This is a genomic window from Limnohabitans sp. (assembly GCF_038134685.1).
Taxonomy (GTDB): Bacteria; Pseudomonadota; Gammaproteobacteria; order Burkholderiales; family Burkholderiaceae_C; genus Limnohabitans_A.
Genome location: NZ_JAYPVP010000005.1, coordinates 34,050 through 54,509 on the forward strand (window position 1 = coordinate 34,050; position 20,460 = coordinate 54,509).

Sequence of the window (20,460 nt, forward strand, 5' to 3'; positions counted from 1 at the left end):
CCTTACATACGGAAGTGTTCGCCCAGGTACACCCGGCGCACATCGGCGTTGGCCACGATGTCGTCGGGTGAGCCTTCAGCGAGCACACGCCCTTCGCTGATGATGTAGGCCTGATCGCAAATGCCCAGCGTTTCGCGCACGTTGTGGTCGGTGATGAGTACGCCGATGCCGCGTTGCTTGAGAAAGGCGATGATGCGCTGGATCTCGATCACGGCAATGGGGTCAATGCCGGCGAAGGGTTCGTCGAGCAAGATAAAGCGAGGCTGCGTGGCCAGGGCGCGGGCAATTTCCACCCGGCGGCGTTCTCCGCCCGACAGCGCCACGGCTGGAGAGTCGCGCAAATGATCCACGCGCAGATCCGCCAGCAGGGCTTGAAGTCGGTGGTCGATTTCCCGCTCACTCAGGGGCTTGCCTGCCTCATCGGTTTGCAACTCCAGCACAGCACGCACGTTCTCGGCCACATTGAGCTTGCGAAAAATGGAAGCTTCCTGCGGCAGGTAGGACAGGCCCATGCGCGAGCGTTTGTGGATCGGCATGCGGGTGACGTCCTGGCCGTCAATTTCGATGCGTCCGCCGTCCGCAGGCACCAGGCCCACGATCATGTAAAACGAAGTGGTCTTGCCTGCACCGTTGGGGCCGAGCAGGCCGACCACTTCGCCTTTGTTCACGCTGACGGAAACGTCATGTACCACCTGACGGCTGCCATAGGCTTTGCGTAGGTGGCTGGCGCTCAGGCTGGAAGGGGCGTCGGTACTCATTGTGCGGGGAGCGGGCTGGTGCGCAGTTTGGGCGCAGGGCTGGTGGTGCCGGTGTTGGCTGCAGGGCTTTGCTCGCGCGGCTTCAAGGTGGCCTTGACGCGTTGGCCTGGTGTGCTGGTGCCGCTGCGTGGCTGGCCATCCACGGTGTAGGTTTCGGTCGTGTTGTTGAAGACGATGATGTTGCCTTGCACGCGGTCGGCCATTTGGGTGCCGCGCAAGGTGCGAAGCTCTGCACGCTGCTTGAGCGTCAAGACATCGGCCTGACTGTCATATTGGGCCCATTCGGCTTCGCCTTCAACAAACTCATCGAGGCCTTCACGCTTTTGGCGAAAGAAGACGCGTTCGCCCGGCGTTGGTGTGAGTTCCGCGAGCTGACGCCCATCGGGAAACTGCCGCACGGTGACATGCGCAGCACGCAGCACCAAGGTGCCCTTGGTGGCCACCACTTTGCCGTGGAACTGCGTGACCTGGTCGGTTTCCTGGTGACGCATGCTGTCAGCCTCGATGTTCATCGGGGCTTGGCGATCGGCCTTCTCGGCTTGTGCGAACCAGGGGGTCAGCATGCAAGTCGCAAGGCTCAGGGTAAGGGCGAGTGATTTGCTCATGTCGGCGCGATTCTTGCTTTATTGTAGGCCGACACTGTGGCCACACGGCTGTGTGGCCACGATTTTTTCTGTTGCGGTGTCGTTCAGCGGCCGCTGAGTGCGCGGGCAGCCAGGCTTTCGACCACCTGCAGGGCGCGTGACATGCCCCCTGCCATGGAGCCGTCGGTATAAAAGCGACCGGCGATCCCAAAGGAGGGCACGCCCTCAATGTGGTATTCGTTTTGCAGTTGTGTCGCGCGTCGCACTTTTGTCGCCACACCAAAGGATTGGTAGGTTTGCTGGAACTTGGCTGCATCAACACCTGCTTGCTGGCTGATCCAGCTCAGGATCTCGGCGTCGGTCTTGAGCGGTTTTTTCTGCACGTGGATGGTGTTGAAGACCGCACCATGCAGTTTCTCGACCAGGCCTAGGGCTTCGAGTGTGTAATACAGGCGCTGTTGGGGCGCGAAGTCCTCGCGAAAGGCGATAGGCACGCGCTTGACCACCACACCCTTCGGGGGCGCTTTGTGCCACTGTGCGAACTGTGGTTCAAACTGGAAGCAGTGAGAGCAGCTGTACCAGAAAAACTCGATGACCTCCACCTGTCCTGCAGGGGCCTCGGTCGCCACGCGCTGGCGCAGCTCGAGGTAGTCGGTGCCTTGCGCAAAGCTGCGCTGTTGGGCCCAGCCTGTTGTGCTGAACAGACTTCCACTCACAAGGGCCAGAGTCAGGTGACGACGGTTCATGTGGCAACTCCTTTAACGGTTCAGCGCTGTGCGCGCACCAGGGTGTTTTCAATACCTTGCTTGTCCAGGCGTGATCGCATGGTTTCGGCGCCATCTTTGCTGTCAAACGGTCCCAAACGGACGCGGTAGACGGTACGCCCCGCTTGCTCGCGTTCGGAAACCTTGGCGTCAAAACCCTGCAGTGCCAGCTTGGCGCGCATGGTGTCGGCATCGCTGGTGGTGCGGAAGGCGCCCACCTGGATGAAATAGCTGTAAGGGTCGGCTGCAGGCTTGGCGTCGGCAGGCGCGGTGCTCATGCCGGCTTGTGTTTTTGCCAGTTCACCCAAGGGGTCGGCGTTGACCGCTGGGGCTGCAGCTGATTTGCTGGCCGGTTGGGTCGCTGGGGTGGCTGAGCCTGCGGGAGCTGCTGGCGTGTTTACGGCCGGGGCGGTGGATGCATCGCCAGAGGCCTGGGGTGTTTCGGCTGGGGCTTTCGGTTGGAGCACGCTGTTCGGGTTCCAGTCCTTTTTGCTTTCGCCAGAGCTGTCTGCGCTGGATGAGCCGACCTTGTTGGAGAACGGGGTGGGCACTTTCATGACGTAAATGGCCACGCCCAGCGCGACGCCCAGGCCGACCACCAAGCCCAGGATGAATCCTAAAAATGTCCCACCGCGTTGTGCATGCATGCTCATCTCCCTCACATTTTGGTGGGTGCTGATACCCCCAGCACCTTCAGGCCATTGTGCAGCACTTGAGCGGTGGCGGCCACGAGCGCCAAACGTGCAAGTTTGACGGTCTCATTGTCCACCAGGATACGCTCGGCGTCGTAATACGAGTGGTAGAGCGAGGCCAGGTCACGCAGGTAGAAGCTCACGTCGTGCGGGGCAAAATCGTTAGCGGCCGAGGTGAGCATGGCAGGGTACTGCGCCAGCTTGAGCATCAGGGCCTGGGCCTGCGGGCCGGTCAGCGCTGACAGATCGGCGTGCCGCAAGGTGGTAACGTCGCCCCCCCAGGAGGCCAGCACCGAGCAGATGCGCGCATGGGCGTACTGCACGTAATAGACCGGGTTGTCGTTGTTCTGCGCCAGCGCCAGGTCAATGTCGAACACGTATTCGGTATCGGGCTTGCGGCTGAGCAGGAAAAAGCGCACAGCGTCCTTGCTGGTCCATTCGATCAGGTCGCGCAGCGTCACGTAACTGCCCGCACGCTTGGAGATCTTGACCTCCTCGCCACCGCGCATGACGCGCACCATGGTGTGCAGCACGTAGTCGGGGTAACCCTCGGGAATGCCCACACCAGCGGCCTGCAAGCCCGCGCGCACGCGGGCAATGGTGCCGTGGTGGTCGGTGCCCTGAATGTTCACCACACGCGAAAAGCCGCGCTCCCACTTGGTGATGTGATAGGCCACATCGGGCACAAAGTAGGTGTAGGTGCCGTCACCCTTGCGCATGACGCGGTCCTTGTCATCCCCGTATTCGGTGGACTTGAGCCACAGCGCGCCGTCGTGTTCGTAGGTCTTGCCGGCCTCGCGCAGTTTTTGTACGGCGGCGTCGACCTTGCCGCTGGTGTACAGGCTCGACTCCAGGTAGTAGTTGTCGAACTTCACATCGAAGGCCTGGAGGTCCAGATCCTGTTCGTGGCGCAGGTAGGCCACGGCAAACAGGCGCATGCCGTCCAGGTCATTCACATCACCGCTGCCCGTGAACTCGCGGTCGTCGGATTTGACGGTCTTCTTGGCCAGGAAGTCATTGGCGATGTCCTGGATGTAGTCGCCGTTGTAAGCGGCTTCGGGCCATTCGGCATCGCCCGGCTTGAAGCCTTTGGCGCGCAGCTGGGTCGAGTTGGCCAGGGTACTGATCTGTACGCCCGCGTCGTTGTAATAGAACTCGCGGTACACGTTTTGGCCTTGCGTGGCCAGCAGGTTGCAGATGGCATCGCCGAGTGCGGCCTGGCGGCCATGGCCCACATGCAGTGGGCCGGTTGGGTTGGCCGACACAAACTCCACCAGCACACGTTGGCCGGTGGCGGCTTGTTGACCAAAAGACTCGCCAGCCGCCAGCACCTCGGCCACCACGGCCTGCTTGGCCGCGTCTTTCAGGCGGATGTTGATGAAGCCAGGACCCGCCAGTTCAATGGCATCCACCCAGCGCTGACAGGCGGGCGTGGCCAGCAGCGCTTCGCGCAGGGCTTCGCCGAGTTGACGAGGGTTTTGCTTGAGACCCTTGGCCAGTTGCATGGCGGCGGTGCAGGCAAAGTCGCCGTGCGCAGCCACTTTGGGCGATTCAAAAGCGGCGCGCTCACCGGCGCCGGGCTGGAGTTTTTCAAGCTCGGCGGCCAGGGTCGCGAGCAGTTCTTGTTTGGCATTGAGCATCGGGCGATTTTAAGGGAGTGCTCTGTATGCGCTGTGAAGCAGTAAACAGGTTTGGTTACAAAAAAGGATTTACTTTTTTGAAAACCAGTGTCTTAATGAGTCCGTCGCTCCTCGCTGGGGTGGCAATACTTATCAAAGCATCAGGGAGATTTTTATGAACATCAAATCCGCACTCATGGCCGTTGCCTTTGTGGCAGGTTCTTTGCAAGCAAGCGTAGCCTTTGCCGCCGATCCTGTGGCTGCGACCAAAGACGCCGCCAAAGAGGCCGTGACGGCAACGCAAGCCCCGGCCGAGGGCAAACAGATGAAGAAAAAGCGCGAAGGCAATCCTCGCATGAAAGAGTGCGCGGCTGAACTGAAGGGTAAAAAGGGTGCTGAGCGCAAGCAGCTCATGTCCGAGTGCCTGAAAAAGCCCAAGACTTGAGTCAGCCTTTTTCTACAAAAAAACGCCGGCTTTGCCGGCGTTTTTGTTTACGGATTCAGCCTTGGTGATCTTGCCAGTAGCTGCTTTGGCCGTAGTGCGCCTTCAGATGTTCGATCCACAGTCTCACGCGCAACGGCAGGTGTTTGCGCTGCGGAAACACCACATAAATGCCGTTGGGTGGTGCGGCAAATTCGTCAAGCACTGTTTGCAAGCGGCCAGCCTTGATTTCGGCGGCCACCTCCCAGGTGCTGCGCCAGGCAATGCCGTGTCCTGCCAGGCACCAGTCGTGCAGGACTTGTCCGTCCGAGCAGTCCAGCGGGCCACTGGGACGCAGGTGCACCACCTCCTCCTGCCCGGTTTCGCTGCGTTGCAAAAAGGCCCAGCCCCGTGTTTGTGAGGCATCGCTCGACAGCGTCAGGCAATCGTGTTGCAGCAACTCTGTCGGTTGCCTGGGGGTGCCCTTGCGACGCAGATAGTCGGGTGTGGCCACGCACAGGCGGCGGTTGTCGGCCATGCGCACGCTGACCAGGGAAGAGTCGGGCAAATCGCCCACGCGTACCGCGCAATCAAAGCCTTCTGCGGCCAGATCCACGACGCGGTCGCTCAGATTCAATGAAATGGTCACGTCCGGGTGCAGGGTCTGAAAGCGGGGCACCAGCGGCGCCACATGGCGGCGGCCAAAACCGGCCGGTGCGGTGATACGCAAGTGTCCACTGGCTTTGATGCCGCCCGCCGACACGCTGGCCTCGGCATTGGCCACATCGCTGAGCAGGCGTTGGCAGTCTTCCAGAAAGGCGCTGCCTTCATGGGTGAGGGTGATGCGCCGCGTGGTGCGCACCAGCAGTTTGACGCCCAGGTGTTCTTCCAGCGCGTCCAGCCTTCGCCCCATGATGGCGGGGGCTACGCCCTCGGCGCGGGCGGCCGCCGTCAGGCTGCCTTTGGTGGCAACGGAAACAAACGATTCAAAAGCCTTGAGCTTGTCCATGGTTTGAGGGTAAGCGACTTTTGCAAAAAAGTCATGGGTTTATGTGATTTTGGCGTATTTATTGCGGTACATATTTAGAATAAAGTCCATCACAAGGCTCGAAAAGCACTCTTGTGCGGGCCAACCGTTTTTTGTTTTTGTTCCGAGGTATCCATGACTGAGCGCACATCTACCCATAACCTGAAAGTGGCGACATCGCTGTACAACTTCATCGAGCAGCAGGTGCTGCCGGCGGTGGGCGTCAAGAGCGATAAATTCTGGAAGGGTTTTTCCGATATCGTGACCGACCTGGCCCCCAAGAACATCGCCTTGCTGGCCGAGCGCGACCGCATCCAGGCCGAAATGGACAAGTGGCACACCGCCAACCCAGGCCCCGTGGCTGAAGGCAAAGCCATGAAGGCATACCGCAAGTTCCTGAGCCAGATCGGCTACCTGGTGCCTGAGCCTAAGAACGCCAAGGCCACCACCGCCAATGTGGACGCAGAACTGGCCAAACTTGCAGGCCCGCAGCTGGTGGTGCCGATCCTGAATGCCCGCTATGCCCTGAACGCCGCAAACGCCCGTTGGGGCTCTTTGTACGACGCGCTGTACGGCACCGACGCCATCAGCGAAGCTGATGGCTGCGAAAAAGGCAAGGGCTACAACCCCAAGCGCGGTGCCAAGGTCATCGACTACTGCCGCCACGTGCTGGACCGCTGCGCCCCGCTGAAAACCGGCTCGCATGTGGGCAGCAAAGGCTACGCCGTCAAAGCCGGCAAGCTGGTGGTGACGCTGGCCAACGGCAAGAGCAGCACGCTGGCGGATGCCAAACAGTTCGTGGGCTACACGGGTTCTGCATCCGCCCCGGCCTCTGTGCTGTTCGTGCACAACGGCCTGCACCTGGACCTGATCATTGACAAGACCACCCCCATCGGCAAAACCGATGCTGCTGGTGTGAGCGACCTGATCGCCGAAGCTGCGCTGTCCACCATTCTGGACCTGGAAGACTCGGTGGCCGCGGTGGACGCGGACGACAAAGTGCTGGCCTACAGCAACTGGCTGGGTATTCTGGACGGCTCGCTCAAGGAAGAGCTGACCAAGGGCGGCAAGACGTTTACCCGCACCATGAACGGCGACCGCGTCTACACCAAGCCCGCTGGCAAAGGTGTTGTGACACTGCATGGCCGCTCGCTGCTGTTCGTGCGCAATGTGGGCCACCTGATGACCAACCCGGCCATCACCTGGACTGACAAGAGCGGCAAGACTCGTGAGATTCCTGAAGGCATCATGGACGCCATGGTCACCACGACGATTGCCATGGTTGACCTGCAAAAGAAATCCAGCCACCCGCTGCGCAACAGCCGCACCGGAAGCGTCTACATCGTCAAGCCCAAGATGCACGGCCCGGCCGAAGTGGCTTTTGCCGACGAGCTGTTTGGCCGTGTCGAAAAGGTGCTGGGCCTCAAAGCCTCCACCGTCAAGCTGGGCATCATGGACGAAGAGCGCCGCACCAGTGCCAACCTGAAGGCCTGTATCGCTGCCGCCAAGAGCCGTGTGGCCTTCATCAACACCGGCTTCCTGGATCGCACCGGCGACGAAATGCACACCTGCATGTTGGGTGGCCCGGTCATGCGCAAGGGCGACATCAAAAACAGCGTTTGGCTGGGCGCTTACGAAAAGAACAATGTCAACGTGGGCCTGCAATGCGGTCTGCGTGGTCGTGCCCAGATCGGCAAGGGCATGTGGGCCATGCCCGACCTGATGGCCGACATGCTCAAGGCCAAGATCGCCCACCCCCTGGCCGGTGCCAACACCGCCTGGGTACCCAGCCCGACCGGTGCCACACTGCACGCCATGCACTATCACCAGGTCAATGTGGCGGCCCTGCAAAAGCAGATGGAAAAAGCTGTGGCCAAGCAAGACGCCAAGCAGCTGCGCGACGAGACGCTGGACAAGCTGTTGCAGTTCCCTGTGGTGGCCAAGGATCAGGCCAACTGGACGCCAGAGCAAAAGCAACAAGAACTGGACAACAACGCGCAGGGCATCCTTGGCTATGTGGTGCGCTGGGTTGACCAGGGCGTGGGTTGCTCCAAGGTGCCCGACATCCACAACGTGGGCCTGATGGAAGACCGCGCCACGCTGCGCATTTCCAGCCAGCACATGGCCAACTGGCTGCACCATGGCGTTGTGAGCAAGAAGCAAGTGCAGGAAACCTTCGAGCGTATGGCCAAGGTGGTGGACGGCCAGAACGCCGGCGACCCCTTCTACCAGCCCATGGCTGGCAACTTTGCCAAGAGTGCCGCTTACCAGGCGGCCTGCGACCTGGTCTTCAAGGGCAAGGAGCAACCTTCTGGTTACACTGAGCCTTTGCTGCACGCCTGGCGCCTGAAGGTCAAGGCCGCTTAAAAGACAAACGGAGCGAGGAGACAAAGCGGCACCTTCGGGTGCCGTTTTTTTTAACAAGGAGCCAAGCCATGTGCCAGTTGCTGGGCATGAACTGCAACACACCCACCGACATCACCTTCAGTTTCAGTGGTTTCGCCCAACGCGGCGGTGTGACTGACCACCACAGTGATGGTTGGGGCATCGCGTTTTTTGAAGGCCGGGGCGTGCGCCACATGGTCGACCATGAAAGTGCGGCCACTTCACCTGTGGCTGAATTGGTGCGGCGCTATCCAATCAAAAGCGAAAACGTCATCGCTCACATCCGCAAGGCCACTCAAGGTGTGGTGGCGCTGGAAAATTGCCACCCTTTTGTGCGTGAGCTGTGGGGGCGCTACTGGGTGTTCGCCCACAACGGCAACCTGGTTGACTTTGCGCCGCGCCTGCATGGCAGCTTCAGGCCGGTGGGTCAGACCGACAGCGAATACGCGTTTTGCTGGTTGATGCAGGAACTGGCCAAGTCACACGCCACTCTGCCCAGTGTGGATGAGCTGAGCTTGACGCTGCGCGAGCTGGTGCACCAAATTGCGCGGCACGGCACGTTTAATTTCTTGTTGTCCAACGGGGATGCCTTATGGGCGCATGCGACCACCCACCTGCATTACGTCTTGCGCCGCTGTCCCTTTACGCAAGCGACCTTGAGCGATGAGGACATGAGCGTGAACTTTGCCGATCACACGCGCGAGACCGACCGGGTAGCGATTGTGGTGACCCAGCCCTTGACCACCGATGAGTTGTGGGTGGCGTTCGAGCCGGGCAGGCTCTACGCTTTTGCCCAAGGCGATCTGTTGTAGCGCTCAGCGCAACGCGGCTTCAAGGGCATCGACAAACAGCGCCGCCACATCGCAGCCCTGCTGGTCGGTGATTTCCTGAAAGCAGGTGGGGCTGGTGACGTTGATCTCGGTCAGGTGCCCGCCGATCACGTCCAGGCCCACCAGCAGCAGGCCACGTTGGACCAGGATGGGGCCCAGCGTCTCGGCGATCTCGCGTTCGCGCTCGGTCAACGACATGGCCACGCCCTTGCCGCCCGCAGCCAGGTTGCCGCGCACTTCGCCGCCTTGCGGAATGCGCGCCAGCGCAAAGGGCACGGGTTCGCCGCCAATGACCAGGACCCGCTTGTCGCCTTCGCTGATTTGCGGCAGGTATTTCTGCACCATCACGGTCTGTTCGCCGCCTTGGTTGAGCGTTTCGATGATGGCGCCCAGGTTCAGGCCATCGTGCCCGACCTTGAAGATGCCCATGCCTCCCATGCCGTCCAGCGGCTTGAGGATGATCTCACCATGCTCGGCGTGGAAATTGCGGATGTCGGCTTCGCTGCGGGTGACCAGGGTGGGTGCGGTGAACTGCGGGAATTCGAGGATCGCCAGTTTTTCCGGGTGGTCGCGCAAGGCCGCCGGACTGTTGAAGACGCGCGCACCTTCGCGCTCGGCCTGGCCGAGCAGGTGTGTGGCGTAGAAGTATTCGCTGTCAAACGGTGGGTCCTTGCGCATCAGTACCGCGTCAAAGCCCTTGAGGGCGGCGCGGCGCTCGGAGGTGACTTCAAACCAGTCGTCGGTCTGCCCGGTCAGGCGGATGTCCTGCACCTGGGTCGTGACGCCGTCGCCTTGCAGCCAGCGGATGTCCTGGGGCTGGCAGGCGCTGAGGCTGTGGCCGCGCCGCTGCGCCTCGCGCATCATGGCAAAGGTGGTGTCCTTGTAGGTTTTGAAGGACGCGAGGGGATCGGCAACAAACAGAATGTTCATGGTGCAATCTTATTGGAAGGCCACTTCGGCAAAGCTGCGCAGCTTGCGGCTGTGCAGTTGGGCCGGCCCTGCATTGCGCAGCAATTCAAGCGCCCGGATACCGATTTGCAGATGCTGGTTGACCCGCTCGCGGTAGAAGTGGTTGGCCATGCCGGGCAGCTTGATTTCGCCGTGCAGTGGCTTGTCACTCACGCACAGCAGGGTGCCGTAGGGGACGCGGAAACGAAAACCATTGGCGGCAATCGTGGCGCTTTCCATGTCCAGTGCCACGGCGCGGCTTTGGCTGAAGCGCCGCTGTGGCGTGTTGTCAGGCAGCAGTTCCCAGTTGCGGTTGTCGGTGCTGGCGACGGTGCCGGTGCGCATGAGGCGCTTGAGTTCGGCGCCTTGGCAGCCGGTGATTTCGCTCACGGCCTTTTCAAGCGCCACCTGGATTTCGGCCAGTGCCGGAATGGGCACCCACAGTGGTAGCTCTTCGTCGAGCACATGGTCTTCGCGCACATAGGCGTGGGCCAGCACATAGTCGCCGAGCTGCTGGGTGGTACGCAGACCTGCACAATGGCCCACCATGAGCCAGGCGTGCGGGCGAAGCACGGCAATGTGGTCGGTGATGTTTTTGGCATTGGCCGGGCCCACGCCAATGTTGACCATGGAGATGCCGCTGTGGCCGCCCCGCACCAGGTGGTAGGCAGGCATTTGCGGCAGGCGTGGTGGCACTGCACCCAGCGTATCGTCCGGCTCGGCGGGCAAGCCGACACGCCGTGTCACCACATTGCCCGGTTCCACAAACGCGGTGTAGGGGCTGTCAGGCTTGGCCATTTCGGCGTGCCCCAGCGCAATGAATTCGTCGATGTAGAACTGGTAGTTGGTGAACAACACATAGTTCTGGAAGTGCGTCGGGCTGGTGCCGCTGTAGTGGCGCAGGCGGTGCAGCGAATAGTCGGCCCGTGCCCCGGGGAACAGAGACAAGGGCTGAGGCTGGCCATACGCACTTTTCCAGGTGCCGTTGGCGATGCTGTCGTCCATGGCCGAGAGGTCGGGCAGGTCAAACACATCACGCATATGGCTGCGGCGCTCGGCGCTCATCTCGCCTTCCATGTGCTCGTTTTCTGCGAATGAAAAATGCACTGGCATGGGCTCCTTGCTGGTGCCTATTTCAAGCTTCGTCCCATGGTTTCGGATGAGCAGGTCGAATTGTTCGCGCAGGTAATCGGCAAACAAATCCGGCCGGGTGAGAGTAGTTTCGTATTTGCCGGGTGCTGCCACAAAGCCGTAGCTCAGGGGCTCGGCGTCCGTGGGGCTGCTGGTGGCTGCGTGCGTGGTTTCGATGCGTACATACGGGTAGCAGGCGCGCACCCGGCCGGGCAATTCTTCGCCTGCAACGTAGCGCTGCATCGCCTGACGCAAATGCGTCACGCTTTGCTGATAGAGGGTTTGCACACGCGCAAGCGCGGCGTCGGCGTTGTCGAAATGTTCGGGGGCGATGAAAGGGGTGGGCATATGCATGCCCCCCATTGTGCTACGGCTATGTGACGCTTGCTGCTTACATGCTGCGGCGGTACTGGCCACCCACCTCGAACAGGGCGTTGGTGATCTGCCCCAGCGAGCACACGCGTACCGCGTCCATCAGCACCTCAAACACGTTGGTGTTGTCGATGACAGCCTGCTGCAGGCGGACCAGCATGGCCGGTGCGTCGGCCTTGTGGCGTTCGTGGAAGTCCTGCAGGCGCTTGAGTTGCGACTGTTTTTCTTCCTCGGTCGAACGGGCCAGCTCCAGGCTCTCCAGCACCGCGTCGCCTTTGGGGTTGCGGAAGGTGTTGACGCCGATGATCGGGTACTCGCCGGTGTGCTTGAGCATCTCGTAGTGCATGCTCTCGTCCTGGATCTTGCCGCGCTGGTAGCCGGTTTCCATCGCGCCCAGCACACCGCCGCGCTCGGCAATCCTCTCGAACTCGGCGAGCACCGCTTCTTCGACCAGCTCGGTGAGTTCGTCGATGATGAAAGCGCCCTGGTTCGGGTTCTCGTTCTTGGCCAGGCCCCACTCGCGGTTGATGATGAGCTGGATCGCCATGGCGCGGCGCACCGAGTCTTCGGTGGGCGTGGTGATGGCTTCGTCAAACGCGTTGGTGTGCAGGCTGTTGCAGTTGTCGTAGATGGCGATCAGCGCCTGCAGCGTGGTGCGGATGTCGTTGAACTGGATCTCCTGCGCGTGCAGCGAACGGCCTGAGGTCTGGATGTGGTACTTGAGCTTCTGGCTGCGCTCGTTGGCACCGTATTTCTCTTTCATGGCCACGGCCCAGATGCGTCGTGCCACGCGGCCGAGCACGGTGTATTCCGGGTCCATGCCGTTGGAGAAGAAGAAGCTCAGGTTGGGCGCGAAGTCGTCGATGTGCATGCCACGTGCCAGGTACGCTTCCACAAAGGTGAAGCCGTTGGACAGCGTGAAGGCCAGCTGGCTGATCGGGTTGGCCCCGGCTTCGGCGATGTGGTAGCCGCTGATCGACACGCTGTAGAAGTTGCGCACGTCGTGGTGCACAAAGTACTGGGCGATGTCGCCCATGACTTTCAGCGAAAACTCGGTGGAGAAGATGCAGGTGTTCTGGCCCTGGTCTTCTTTCAGGATGTCGGCCTGCACCGTGCCGCGCACGTTGGTGAGCACCCATTCCTTGATCTTGGCAGTTTCGGTTTCGGTGGGCTCGCGGCCGTTCTCGGCCTTGAACTTGTCGATGTTCTGGTCGATGGCCGTGTTCATGAACATGGCCAGGATGGACGGCGCCGGGCCGTTGATGGTCATCGACACCGAGGTGGTCGGGTTGCACAGGTCAAAGCCCGAGTACAGCACCTTCATGTCGTCGAGCGTGGCTACGTTCACGCCCGAGTTGCCGATCTTGCCGTAGATGTCCGGGCGCAGGTCGGGGTCGTTTCCGTACAGCGTGACCGAGTCGAACGCGGTGGACAGGCGCTTGGCGGGCATGCCCTCGGACACCAGCTTGAAGCGGCGGTTGGTGCGGAAGGGGTCGCCTTCACCGGCGAACATGCGGGTCGGGTCTTCGCCCTCGCGCTTGAAGGCAAAGGTGCCTGCGGTGTAGGGGTAGCTGCCGGGCACGTTGTCCAGCATCAGCCATTTGAGGATCTCGCCATGGTCTTCGTATTGGGGCAGAGCGACCTTGCGGATTTTGTTGCCCGAGAGCGTGGTGGTGGTGAGCTGGGTGCGGATTTCCTTGTCGCGGATCTTGACCACGTATTCGTCACCGGCGTAGGCCTTTTGCATGTCGGGCCATTGGGCCAGCAGTTTGCGTGCGGCCGGTTCAAGGTTTTGTTCGCGGGCAGCGGCCAGGTCGAGTGCGGCTTCGGCGGCTTTGGCGCGGCCGGGTTTGTCGACTTCGAGCATGCGGGCAGCGGCTTTGAGCTGCTGGATTTCGCGGGCCAGGCGCGATTGGGCGATGGCGCGTTTTTTGTAGCCGCGCACGGTGTCGCTGATTTCGGCCAGGTAGCGGGTGCGGGCCGGGGGCACGATGGGGGTCTGGTGGGTGGAGTGGCGCACATCGACCAGGGGCAGGCGGCCATCGCTCACCTTCAGGCCGAGTTGGGCCAGGCGGGCTTTGAGGGCTTGGTACAGGGCCGTGACGCCATCGTCGTTGAATCGGGCGGCCATGGTGCCAAACACCGGCATCTGCTCGGTCGGCACCGTCCAGGCTTCCTTGTTGCGCTGCACCTGCTTGGCCACGTCGCGCAGCGCGTCGCTGGCGCCCTTGCGGTCGAATTTGTTGATGGCGACGAACTCGGCAAAGTCCAGCATGTCGATTTTTTCGAGCTGGCTGGCCGCGCCGAACTCGGGCGTCATCACGTACATGGGCACATCCACATGCGGCACGATGGCAGCGTCGCCCTGGCCAATGCCCGAGGTCTCGACGATCACCAGGTCAAAACCCGCCACCTTGCAGGCCGCGATCACGTCGGGCAGTGCTGCGCTGATCTCGCTGCCGAAATCGCGTGTGGCCAGCGAACGCATGAAGACGCGCGAACCCTTGCTCCAGGGGCCAATAGCGTTCATGCGGATGCGGTCGCCCAGCAGCGCGCCTCCGCTCTTGCGACGGGAGGGGTCGATGGACACCACGGCCACACGCAGGTTGTCGTCCTGGTCTAGGCGCAGGCGGCGCACCAGTTCGTCGGTCAGGCTGGACTTGCCGGCACCGCCCGTGCCGGTGATGCCGAGCACGGGCACCTGGGTCTGGGCAGCGGCGGCCCGCAGGGCCTCCACTACTTTGGCATCGGCCTTGCCGTTCTCCAAAGCGGTCATCAGCTGCGCCAGGGCGCGCCAGCTCATCTCGGTGTGGCCTTGAATCGCCTCGATCTTCTTCGGTGCCAGCGCGCTGAAGTCCTTGTCGGCGCGCATGACCATCTCGCCGATCATCCCGGCCAGGCCCATCTTTTGGCCGTCTTCAGGGCTGTAGATGCGCACGCCATGCTCGGCCAGCATGCGGATTTCGGCCGGCACGATCACGCCGCCGCCGCCGCCGAACACCTGGATGTTATCGCCGCCGCGTTGTTTGAGCAGCTCGACCATGTAGGTGAAGTATTCGTTGTGGCCGCCCTGGTAGCTGGACACCGCGATGCCTTGCACGTCTTCCTGCAGGGCAGCGGTCACCACTTCATCGACCGAGCGGTTATGGCCCAGATGAATGACTTCGGCGCCCATGCTCTGCAGGATGCGGCGCATGATGCCAATGGCAGCGTCATGTCCGTCAAACAGGCTGGCGGCGGTGACAAAACGCACCTTGTGGGTGGGGCGGTATTCGGCCAGGGCTTTGAATTCGGCGGACAGGTCGGTCATGTGAGGCTCCGGGAATTTGTCTTTACGTTTACGTAAACGTCAATTGCGGCATCTTACCGTGATCAGCTTGATCTGTCACTGTGAACGCAAGACTGGCGAGGTCTTTCATATTAGGGATAACCGGGATGATGACCGTTTTCGAGCGGATTCGGGGTTCGCGGGGCTATGATTGACCAGATACAGCTAACTAAAGTGAGCAAGCCATGAGTCAACTGGTTGATCCTGAAAAGAAAAAAGCCTTGTGTGCCCGTCTGGCCCGCATTGAGGGGCAGCTTCGCGGCCTGCAGCGCCTGATTGAAAGCGACGCCGATTGCGACAAGATCGCCCAGCAAATGGCGGCGGCGCGCAAAGCACTCGACAAGTCCTTCTTTTCGATGGTCGGCTGCATGATCGAGCAAGGTGATCAATCGGCCGACCAGGTTGCCGAGATGCTGACCAAGTTTGCTTGAGAGTGATGCATGAATCCGATTCAGCTGTTTGAGCCCGTTTCCTGTACCTACACCTACATCCTGTTTGACGAAGACAGCCGTGAGGCAGTGCTGATCGACCCGGTGGACGAAATGCTGCAGCGGGACCTGCAGATGTTGCGCGAGCAGGGGCTCAAGCTGGTATGGACGGTTGAAACGCACGCCCATGCCGATCACATCACCAGCGCAGCCCAACTGGCCGAGCTCACTGGCGCGCAAATGGCCGCACCCCAAGGTTGCAATATTGGCACTGCAGGCGTACAGCTCCAGGACGGCCAGGTGTTGTCCTTCGGTCGCCACCAGCTCAAAGCCCTGCACACACCAGGTCACACTGCAGGCAGCATGAGTTTCTATTGGGACCAGGGCGCCAAGCGCCATGCGTTCACAGGCGACACGCTGCTTATCAATGGCTGCGGCCGCACCGACTTCCAATCCGGCAGCGCATCGGCCATGTTCCACAGCCTGACGCAAGTGCTGTTTGCCTTGCCTGCCGACACGGTGGTCTGGCCGGGGCACGACTATCAGGGGCGTACCCATTCGTCGATCGGTGCCGAAGCGGCGACCAACGCGCGGGTGGCTGGCAAAACGCAGGCGCAGTTTGAAGAGATCATGAACAACCTGAACCTGCCCAAGCCCAAACGCATTGACGAGGCGGTACCTGCCAATCTGACCTCTGGCCTGCGCCACGACGCAGGAGGCGAGGCGCTGATGAGTGTGGGCCCTGTGGTTGGGTACGCTGGCGATATCAGTGCGCAACTGGCCTGGGCCTGGGTGCAGTCTGGCGAGGCGGTGATGGTCGATGTCCGGACCGATGCCGAGCGTGCCTGGGTCGGCTTTGTGCCAGGTGCCGAGCCTTTGGCCTGGAAACAATGGCCGGGTATGGCCATGAACCCTGAGTTTGACGATGGACTGCGCAAGCTCGCCGCAGGGGGCAAAAAGCTGGTGCTGTTATGTCGCAGTGGTGTACGTTCGGTGGCAGCAGCGCAGCGTGCCACCGAACTGGGTCTGGAGGCCTACAACATTCTTGAAGGCTTCGAGGGAGACCCTGACACCAACGCCCAGCGCGGCAAGCTGGGGGGCTGGCGTTTCCACGGCTTGCCCTGGCGACAAAACTGATCGACTGGTACGACGTTCATGAGCTTGCTGGCCATCGATGTGGGCAACACCCGCTTGAAGTGGGCGCTGTACGACCGTGCGCACCCGCAAGCCTTCTTGCTTGCGCACGGCGCAGAGTTTCTGGAAAACATTGACCGCCTGGCTGAAGGTGCCTGGGCCAGCTTGCCAGCACCGAAACACATGCTCGGCTGTGTGGTGGCGGGTGATGCGATCAAGCGTCGTGTGCATGAGCAAATGGACTTGTGGGATGTTCAGCCTCAATGGGTGGTGCCCAGCACCATGGAAGCGGGGTTGACCAATGGATATGACCATCCCAGCCGTCTGGGTGCCGATCGTTGGGTGGCCATGATTGGCGCGCGCGCGCGCATGTTGGCGCAGTGCGGCCGGTCGCGTCCGTTGGTGGTGGTCATGGTGGGCACCGCAGTGACGGTGGAAGCCATCGATGCACAAGGCCACTTTCTCGGGGGGCTGATTCTGCCCGGGCACGGCATCATGCTGCGTGCGCTGGAGTCTGGTACGGCCGGTTTGCATGTGCCTACTGGCGATGTTCGTCCCTTCCCGACCAACACCAGCGATGCCTTGACCAGTGGCGGCACCTACGCCATAGCAGGCGCCTGCGAGCGCATGGTGCAGCACTTGCGCACACACACCGGGCAAGAACCGGTGTGCATCATGACGGGGGGGGCGGGCTGGAAGATGGCGCCCAGCATGTCAGTGTCGTTCGAGTTGGTCGAGAACCTGATTTTTGACGGACTGCTCACCTTGGCGCAAAGCCGCTTTGGCGACGCGTCCTGAGGGCTTGATTTAAGCGTTGTTGCCGTAACTGCGGGTGATGGCCTGCAGATGTTCGCGCAGCTGTGGACTGCTCAAGTGCGGCGTGAGCAGGGCCAGCACATGCTGCGCACCTTGCTGCATGGCGCGGCTGGCGCTCTCGGGCTCCAGTGCGCGGCGCGGGTCTTTGACGTATTCGTAGCTGAGCCAGTAGGTCAGCATCAAGGTCATGCTGGTCGACAGGGTGTCGGCTGTGTCGGCGTCCAGTTGCAGCATGCCAGAGGCGGTCATCGACGCCAACATCCATTTGAGCGACTCGGTTTTGCGCTCGAGCACGGCGCGAAAGTGCGTTTCCAGGTGCCGGTTGCCCGCCAGCAGATGGTTGAGGTCGCGGTACAAAAACCGAAAGTTCCACACTTGCTCGAACAGCGAGTGCATGAAGAACCAGGCGTCTTCAATGTCCTGCACATCGGAGCCTGCCTCCAGCAGGCGTAGCATGTCCACCTCAAACTGGTCGTAGAGGTGGTTGATCAGCTTGTCCTTGGACGAAAAGTGGTAGTACAGGTTGCCCGGGCTGATGCCCAGCTCGGCCGAAATCAGCGTCGTCGAAACATTGGGTTCGCCAAAACGGTTGAACAGGACCAGGGTGACCTGGGCAATCCGCTCGGCGGTTTTGCGGGGCGCTTTCTTGGCCATGCGTCAGGCGGCTCAGGCCTTTTTCCGAGCAGCTGTTGCTGTCTTGCGTGCAGGGGCCTTTTTTGCGGCAGCCTTCGCCGCCGTTTTGGCGGAGGGTTTGGCGACCGCAGCGGGTTTGGGGGCGGTTTGGAGCTGCGCTTCCAGCGCGCTGATGCGCTCATGCATGGCGGCAATGTCGGCCATGCTGGGCATGCCCAGGCGCTGCAGCGCTTTGGCCACACGGTCTTCAAACAGATGTTCGAGCTTGTCGATACGGCCAGAGGCCTGTTGTCCGATGTTGTGCGCCATGCTCGAGAGTTGCTCGGTGGCTTCGTGCAGGCGTTGCTGTGCCTGTTCCTGGCTTTTGCGCTGGAAGGACAGCCCATCGCTGACCAGTGCTTCAAACGCTTTGGTGCCTCGCGCCTGGGCCTGGGCCATGGCGCCCAAGCCCGCCAACCAGACTTGCTGGGGCGACATGGCAGAGGAAGCTTGGGTGTCGGACTTGTCGTTGGGCTTGTTGGCCATGGTGTTTCTCCGTGCGTGTTGCGGGCGGTAGATTGTCAATCGCTGGCTCCAATGTAACCTGCCAGGGCCGGGCTTGGCCAGCCTTCTAAAATCCATACCCATATGACCATTCTCATCACAGGCGGCGCCGGCTTCATTGGCGCAAACTTTGTGCTCGACTGGATCGCTGGCTCTGATGAGCCCGTGGTCAACCTCGACAAGCTCACCTACGCGGGCAACCTGCAAACCTTGGCCAGTCTGCAAGGCAACTCGCGCCACATTTTTGTGCAGGGTGACATTGGCGACCGCGCCTTGGTGGAAAAACTGCTGGCCGAGCACCAGCCCCGCGCCGTGGTCAACTTTGCGGCCGAGAGCCATGTGGACCGTTCTATCCATGGCCCCGGTGACTTTGTGCAGACCAACATTGTCGGTACCTTCAACCTGCTTGAATCTGTGCGCGGGTACTGGAGTGCCTTGCCCGAGGGCCAGAAGGCCTCCTTCCGCTTTTTGCACGTCTCTACCGACGAGGTGTATGGATCGCTGAGCAAAGACGATCCAGCCTTTGCCGAGACGAATCGCTACGAGCCCAACAGTCCGTATTCGGCCAGCAAGGCCGCGTCTGACCACTTGGTGCGCGCCTGGCACCACACCTACGGCCTGCCGGTGCTCACCACCAATTGCAGCAACAACTACGGGCCTTACCACTTTCCGGAAAAGCTCATTCCGCTGATGATCGTCAACGCCCTGGCCGGCAAGAGCCTGCCGGTGTATGGCGACGGCATGCAGATCCGCGACTGGCTGTACGTCAAGGACCACTGCAGCGCGATCCGCCGTGTGCTGCAAGCTGGACGCCTGGGCGAGACCTACAACGTGGGCGGCTGGAACGAAAAGCCCAACATCGAGATCGTCAACACCGTTTGCAAGCTGCTGGACGAGCTGCGCCCCAAGCAGGATGGCACCAGCTACGCCACGCAGATCACCTACGTCACCGACCGCCCGGGCCACGACCGGCGCTACGCGATTGACGCGCGCAAGCTCGAAGCCGAGCTGGGCTGGAAACCGGCCGAGACGTTTGAGACCGGCATCCGCAAAACCGTGGAGTGGTATCTGGCTAACCCCGAATGGGTAGCCAACGTGCAAAGTGGGGCGTACAAGGACTGGGTCAACAAACAGTACGCGGAGCAGCAGGCATGAAGATCCTTTTGCTGGGAAAAAACGGGCAAGTAGGCTGGGAACTGCAGCGTAGCCTGAGTGTGTTGGGGGAGGTCGTTGCGCTGGACCGCCACAGCACGCCGTGTGGTGACCTGAGCCAGCCCGAACGCTTGGCGCAAACCGTGCGCGAACTGCGCCCCGATGTGATCGTCAACGCAGCTGCGCACACGGCGGTAGACAAGGCTGAAAGCGAGGTGGATTTGGCTCGTACCCTCAACGCCGCTGCTCCTGCCGCACTGTCACAGGCGGCTGCCGAAACGGGCGCCTGGCTGGTGCACTATTCCACCGACTATGTGTTCAACGGCAGCGGCAACACTCCGTGGCAAGAAGGCGATGCCACCGGCCCCTTGGGTGTGTATGGCCAGACCAAGCTTGAAGGTGAACAAGCGATTTCCGCCAGCGGTTGCAAGCATTTGATTTTTCGCACCAGCTGGGTGTACGCGGCACGCGGCGGCAACTTTGCCAAAACCATGTTACGTCTCGCGCAGGAGCGCGAGCGTCTCACGGTCATCAACGACCAGCATGGCGCGCCCACCGGCGCCGATCTGATTGCCGACGTCACGGCGCATGCGATTCGCAGCGCGCAGCACAAGCCGGAGCTGGCTGGCCTGTACCACCTGGTGGCAGGTGGTGAAACCACTTGGCACGGGTATGCCAGCCACGCCATTGCCCATGCCCGCGAACTGCGCCCGGACCTGGGCTGGAAAGTGAACGACATCGCGCCGGTCGAGACCAGCGCTTTCCCCACGCCCGCCAAACGTCCGCAAAATTCCCGCTTGAACACCCAAAAACTGCAACAGGCATTCGGTTTGAACCTGCCGCATTGGCAGCTGGGGGTGGACCGCTTGCTGGCCGAAATTCTGTAACCTGCTTG

The 20,460-nt window shown here is 61.4% G+C and carries 19 protein-coding genes; 8 read left to right on the forward strand and 11 right to left on the reverse strand.

Features of this window, described 5'->3' with window-relative positions; genetic code table 11:
• Positions 1–2 precede the first annotated feature (2 nt).
• The 5 genes from lptB to argS form a co-directional block, all read right to left on the reverse strand.
• Positions 3–758 carry an LPS export ABC transporter ATP-binding protein gene (lptB, locus tag AAFM15_RS03470; RefSeq protein WP_341685307.1) on the reverse strand — a complete coding sequence of 252 codons (756 nt, stop codon included), beginning with the start codon at positions 756–758 and terminating at the stop codon, positions 3–5.
• The gene (gene lptA, locus AAFM15_RS03475) at positions 755–1,363 is read right to left on the reverse strand and encodes a lipopolysaccharide transport periplasmic protein LptA (RefSeq protein WP_341685308.1); all 609 of its coding nucleotides are present in this window, start codon (positions 1,361–1,363) and stop codon (positions 755–757) included. Before lptA ends, lptB begins: the two co-directional genes overlap by 4 nt.
• An 83-nt stretch (positions 1,364–1,446) precedes the next feature.
• Positions 1,447–2,088 (reverse strand): thiol:disulfide interchange protein DsbA/DsbL, encoded by a 642-nt coding sequence (locus tag AAFM15_RS03480; protein ID WP_341685309.1) that lies wholly within the window; start codon positions 2,086–2,088, stop codon positions 1,447–1,449.
• A gap of 20 nt (positions 2,089–2,108) precedes the next feature.
• Entirely contained in the window at positions 2,109–2,759 is a 651-nt protein-coding gene (locus AAFM15_RS03485; protein ID WP_341685310.1) for an SPOR domain-containing protein, read from the reverse strand.
• Positions 2,760–2,764: 5 nt separating this feature from the next.
• On the reverse strand, positions 2,765–4,438 hold the full coding sequence (argS, locus tag AAFM15_RS03490) for an arginine--tRNA ligase (protein ID WP_341685311.1): 1,674 nt from the start codon (positions 4,436–4,438) through the stop codon (positions 2,765–2,767).
• Between the two features lie 154 nt (positions 4,439–4,592).
• Between argS and AAFM15_RS03495 the strand changes: the two genes are divergently transcribed.
• Complete coding sequence (locus AAFM15_RS03495; protein ID WP_341685312.1) at positions 4,593–4,862, forward strand: PsiF family protein; 270 nt, start codon at positions 4,593–4,595, stop codon at positions 4,860–4,862.
• Positions 4,863–4,917: 55 nt separating this feature from the next.
• On the opposite strand, the gene AAFM15_RS03500 is transcribed toward AAFM15_RS03495, so the two are convergent.
• Positions 4,918–5,847 (reverse strand): LysR family transcriptional regulator, encoded by a 930-nt coding sequence (locus tag AAFM15_RS03500; RefSeq protein WP_341685313.1) that lies wholly within the window; start codon positions 5,845–5,847, stop codon positions 4,918–4,920.
• Between the two features lie 153 nt (positions 5,848–6,000).
• Between AAFM15_RS03500 and AAFM15_RS03505 the strand changes: the two genes are divergently transcribed.
• Together AAFM15_RS03505 and AAFM15_RS03510 are read left to right on the forward strand one after the other, a co-directional pair.
• A complete protein-coding gene (locus AAFM15_RS03505; protein ID WP_341685314.1) occupies positions 6,001–8,232 on the forward strand; it encodes a malate synthase G in 2,232 nt (743 codons plus the stop codon).
• Between the two features lie 68 nt (positions 8,233–8,300).
• Positions 8,301–9,062 carry a class II glutamine amidotransferase gene (locus AAFM15_RS03510; RefSeq protein WP_341685315.1) on the forward strand — a complete coding sequence of 254 codons (762 nt, stop codon included), beginning with the start codon at positions 8,301–8,303 and terminating at the stop codon, positions 9,060–9,062.
• Between the two features lie 3 nt (positions 9,063–9,065).
• Here AAFM15_RS03510 and gshB read toward each other — a convergent pair whose 3' ends face one another.
• Genes gshB through icmF form a run of 3 tightly spaced genes read right to left on the reverse strand, consistent with a single transcriptional unit; the run spans position 9,066 to position 14,841 of the window.
• The gene (gene gshB / locus AAFM15_RS03515; protein ID WP_341685316.1) at positions 9,066–10,010 is read right to left on the reverse strand and encodes a glutathione synthase; all 945 of its coding nucleotides are present in this window, start codon (positions 10,008–10,010) and stop codon (positions 9,066–9,068) included.
• 9 nt (positions 10,011–10,019) lie between these two features.
• The gene (locus tag AAFM15_RS03520) at positions 10,020–11,513 is read right to left on the reverse strand and encodes an AMP nucleosidase (protein WP_341685317.1); all 1,494 of its coding nucleotides are present in this window, start codon (positions 11,511–11,513) and stop codon (positions 10,020–10,022) included.
• A 37-nt stretch (positions 11,514–11,550) separates the two neighbouring features.
• Positions 11,551–14,841: a fused isobutyryl-CoA mutase/GTPase IcmF gene (gene icmF, locus AAFM15_RS03525; protein WP_341685318.1), complete on the reverse strand. Its 3,291-nt coding sequence runs from the start codon at positions 14,839–14,841 to the stop codon at positions 11,551–11,553.
• Positions 14,842–15,044: 203 nt separating this feature from the next.
• Between icmF and AAFM15_RS03530 the strand changes: the two genes are divergently transcribed.
• From AAFM15_RS03530 to AAFM15_RS03545, 3 genes are read left to right on the forward strand one after another with little or no spacing between them, the layout of a single operon-like run.
• Complete coding sequence (locus AAFM15_RS03530; RefSeq protein ID WP_341685319.1) at positions 15,045–15,290, forward strand: metal-sensing transcriptional repressor; 246 nt, start codon at positions 15,045–15,047, stop codon at positions 15,288–15,290.
• 9 nt (positions 15,291–15,299) lie between these two features.
• On the forward strand, positions 15,300–16,424 hold the full coding sequence (locus AAFM15_RS11705; protein ID WP_371833077.1) for an MBL fold metallo-hydrolase: 1,125 nt from the start codon (positions 15,300–15,302) through the stop codon (positions 16,422–16,424).
• Between the two features lie 18 nt (positions 16,425–16,442).
• A complete protein-coding gene (locus AAFM15_RS03545) occupies positions 16,443–17,219 on the forward strand; it encodes a type III pantothenate kinase (RefSeq protein WP_341685320.1) in 777 nt (258 codons plus the stop codon).
• A 9-nt stretch (positions 17,220–17,228) separates the two neighbouring features.
• Here the strand turns inward: AAFM15_RS03545 and AAFM15_RS03550 are convergent, their stop codons facing one another.
• Together AAFM15_RS03550 and AAFM15_RS03555 are read right to left on the reverse strand one after the other, a co-directional pair.
• Positions 17,229–17,891 carry a TetR/AcrR family transcriptional regulator gene (locus tag AAFM15_RS03550; protein WP_341685321.1) on the reverse strand — a complete coding sequence of 221 codons (663 nt, stop codon included), beginning with the start codon at positions 17,889–17,891 and terminating at the stop codon, positions 17,229–17,231.
• Positions 17,892–17,903: 12 nt separating this feature from the next.
• Positions 17,904–18,395, reverse strand: coding sequence for a phasin family protein (locus tag AAFM15_RS03555; protein WP_341685322.1), 492 nt, complete (start codon positions 18,393–18,395; stop codon positions 17,904–17,906).
• Positions 18,396–18,497: 102 nt separating this feature from the next.
• Between AAFM15_RS03555 and rfbB the strand changes: the two genes are divergently transcribed.
• Together rfbB and rfbD are read left to right on the forward strand one after the other, a co-directional pair.
• Positions 18,498–19,568 (forward strand): dTDP-glucose 4,6-dehydratase, encoded by a 1,071-nt coding sequence (gene rfbB / locus AAFM15_RS03560; RefSeq protein WP_341685323.1) that lies wholly within the window; start codon positions 18,498–18,500, stop codon positions 19,566–19,568.
• Positions 19,565–20,452 (forward strand): dTDP-4-dehydrorhamnose reductase, encoded by an 888-nt coding sequence (gene rfbD / locus AAFM15_RS03565; protein WP_341685324.1) that lies wholly within the window; start codon positions 19,565–19,567, stop codon positions 20,450–20,452. The genes rfbB and rfbD overlap by 4 nt, the downstream gene beginning before the upstream one ends.
• Positions 20,453–20,460: the final 8 nt, after the last annotated feature.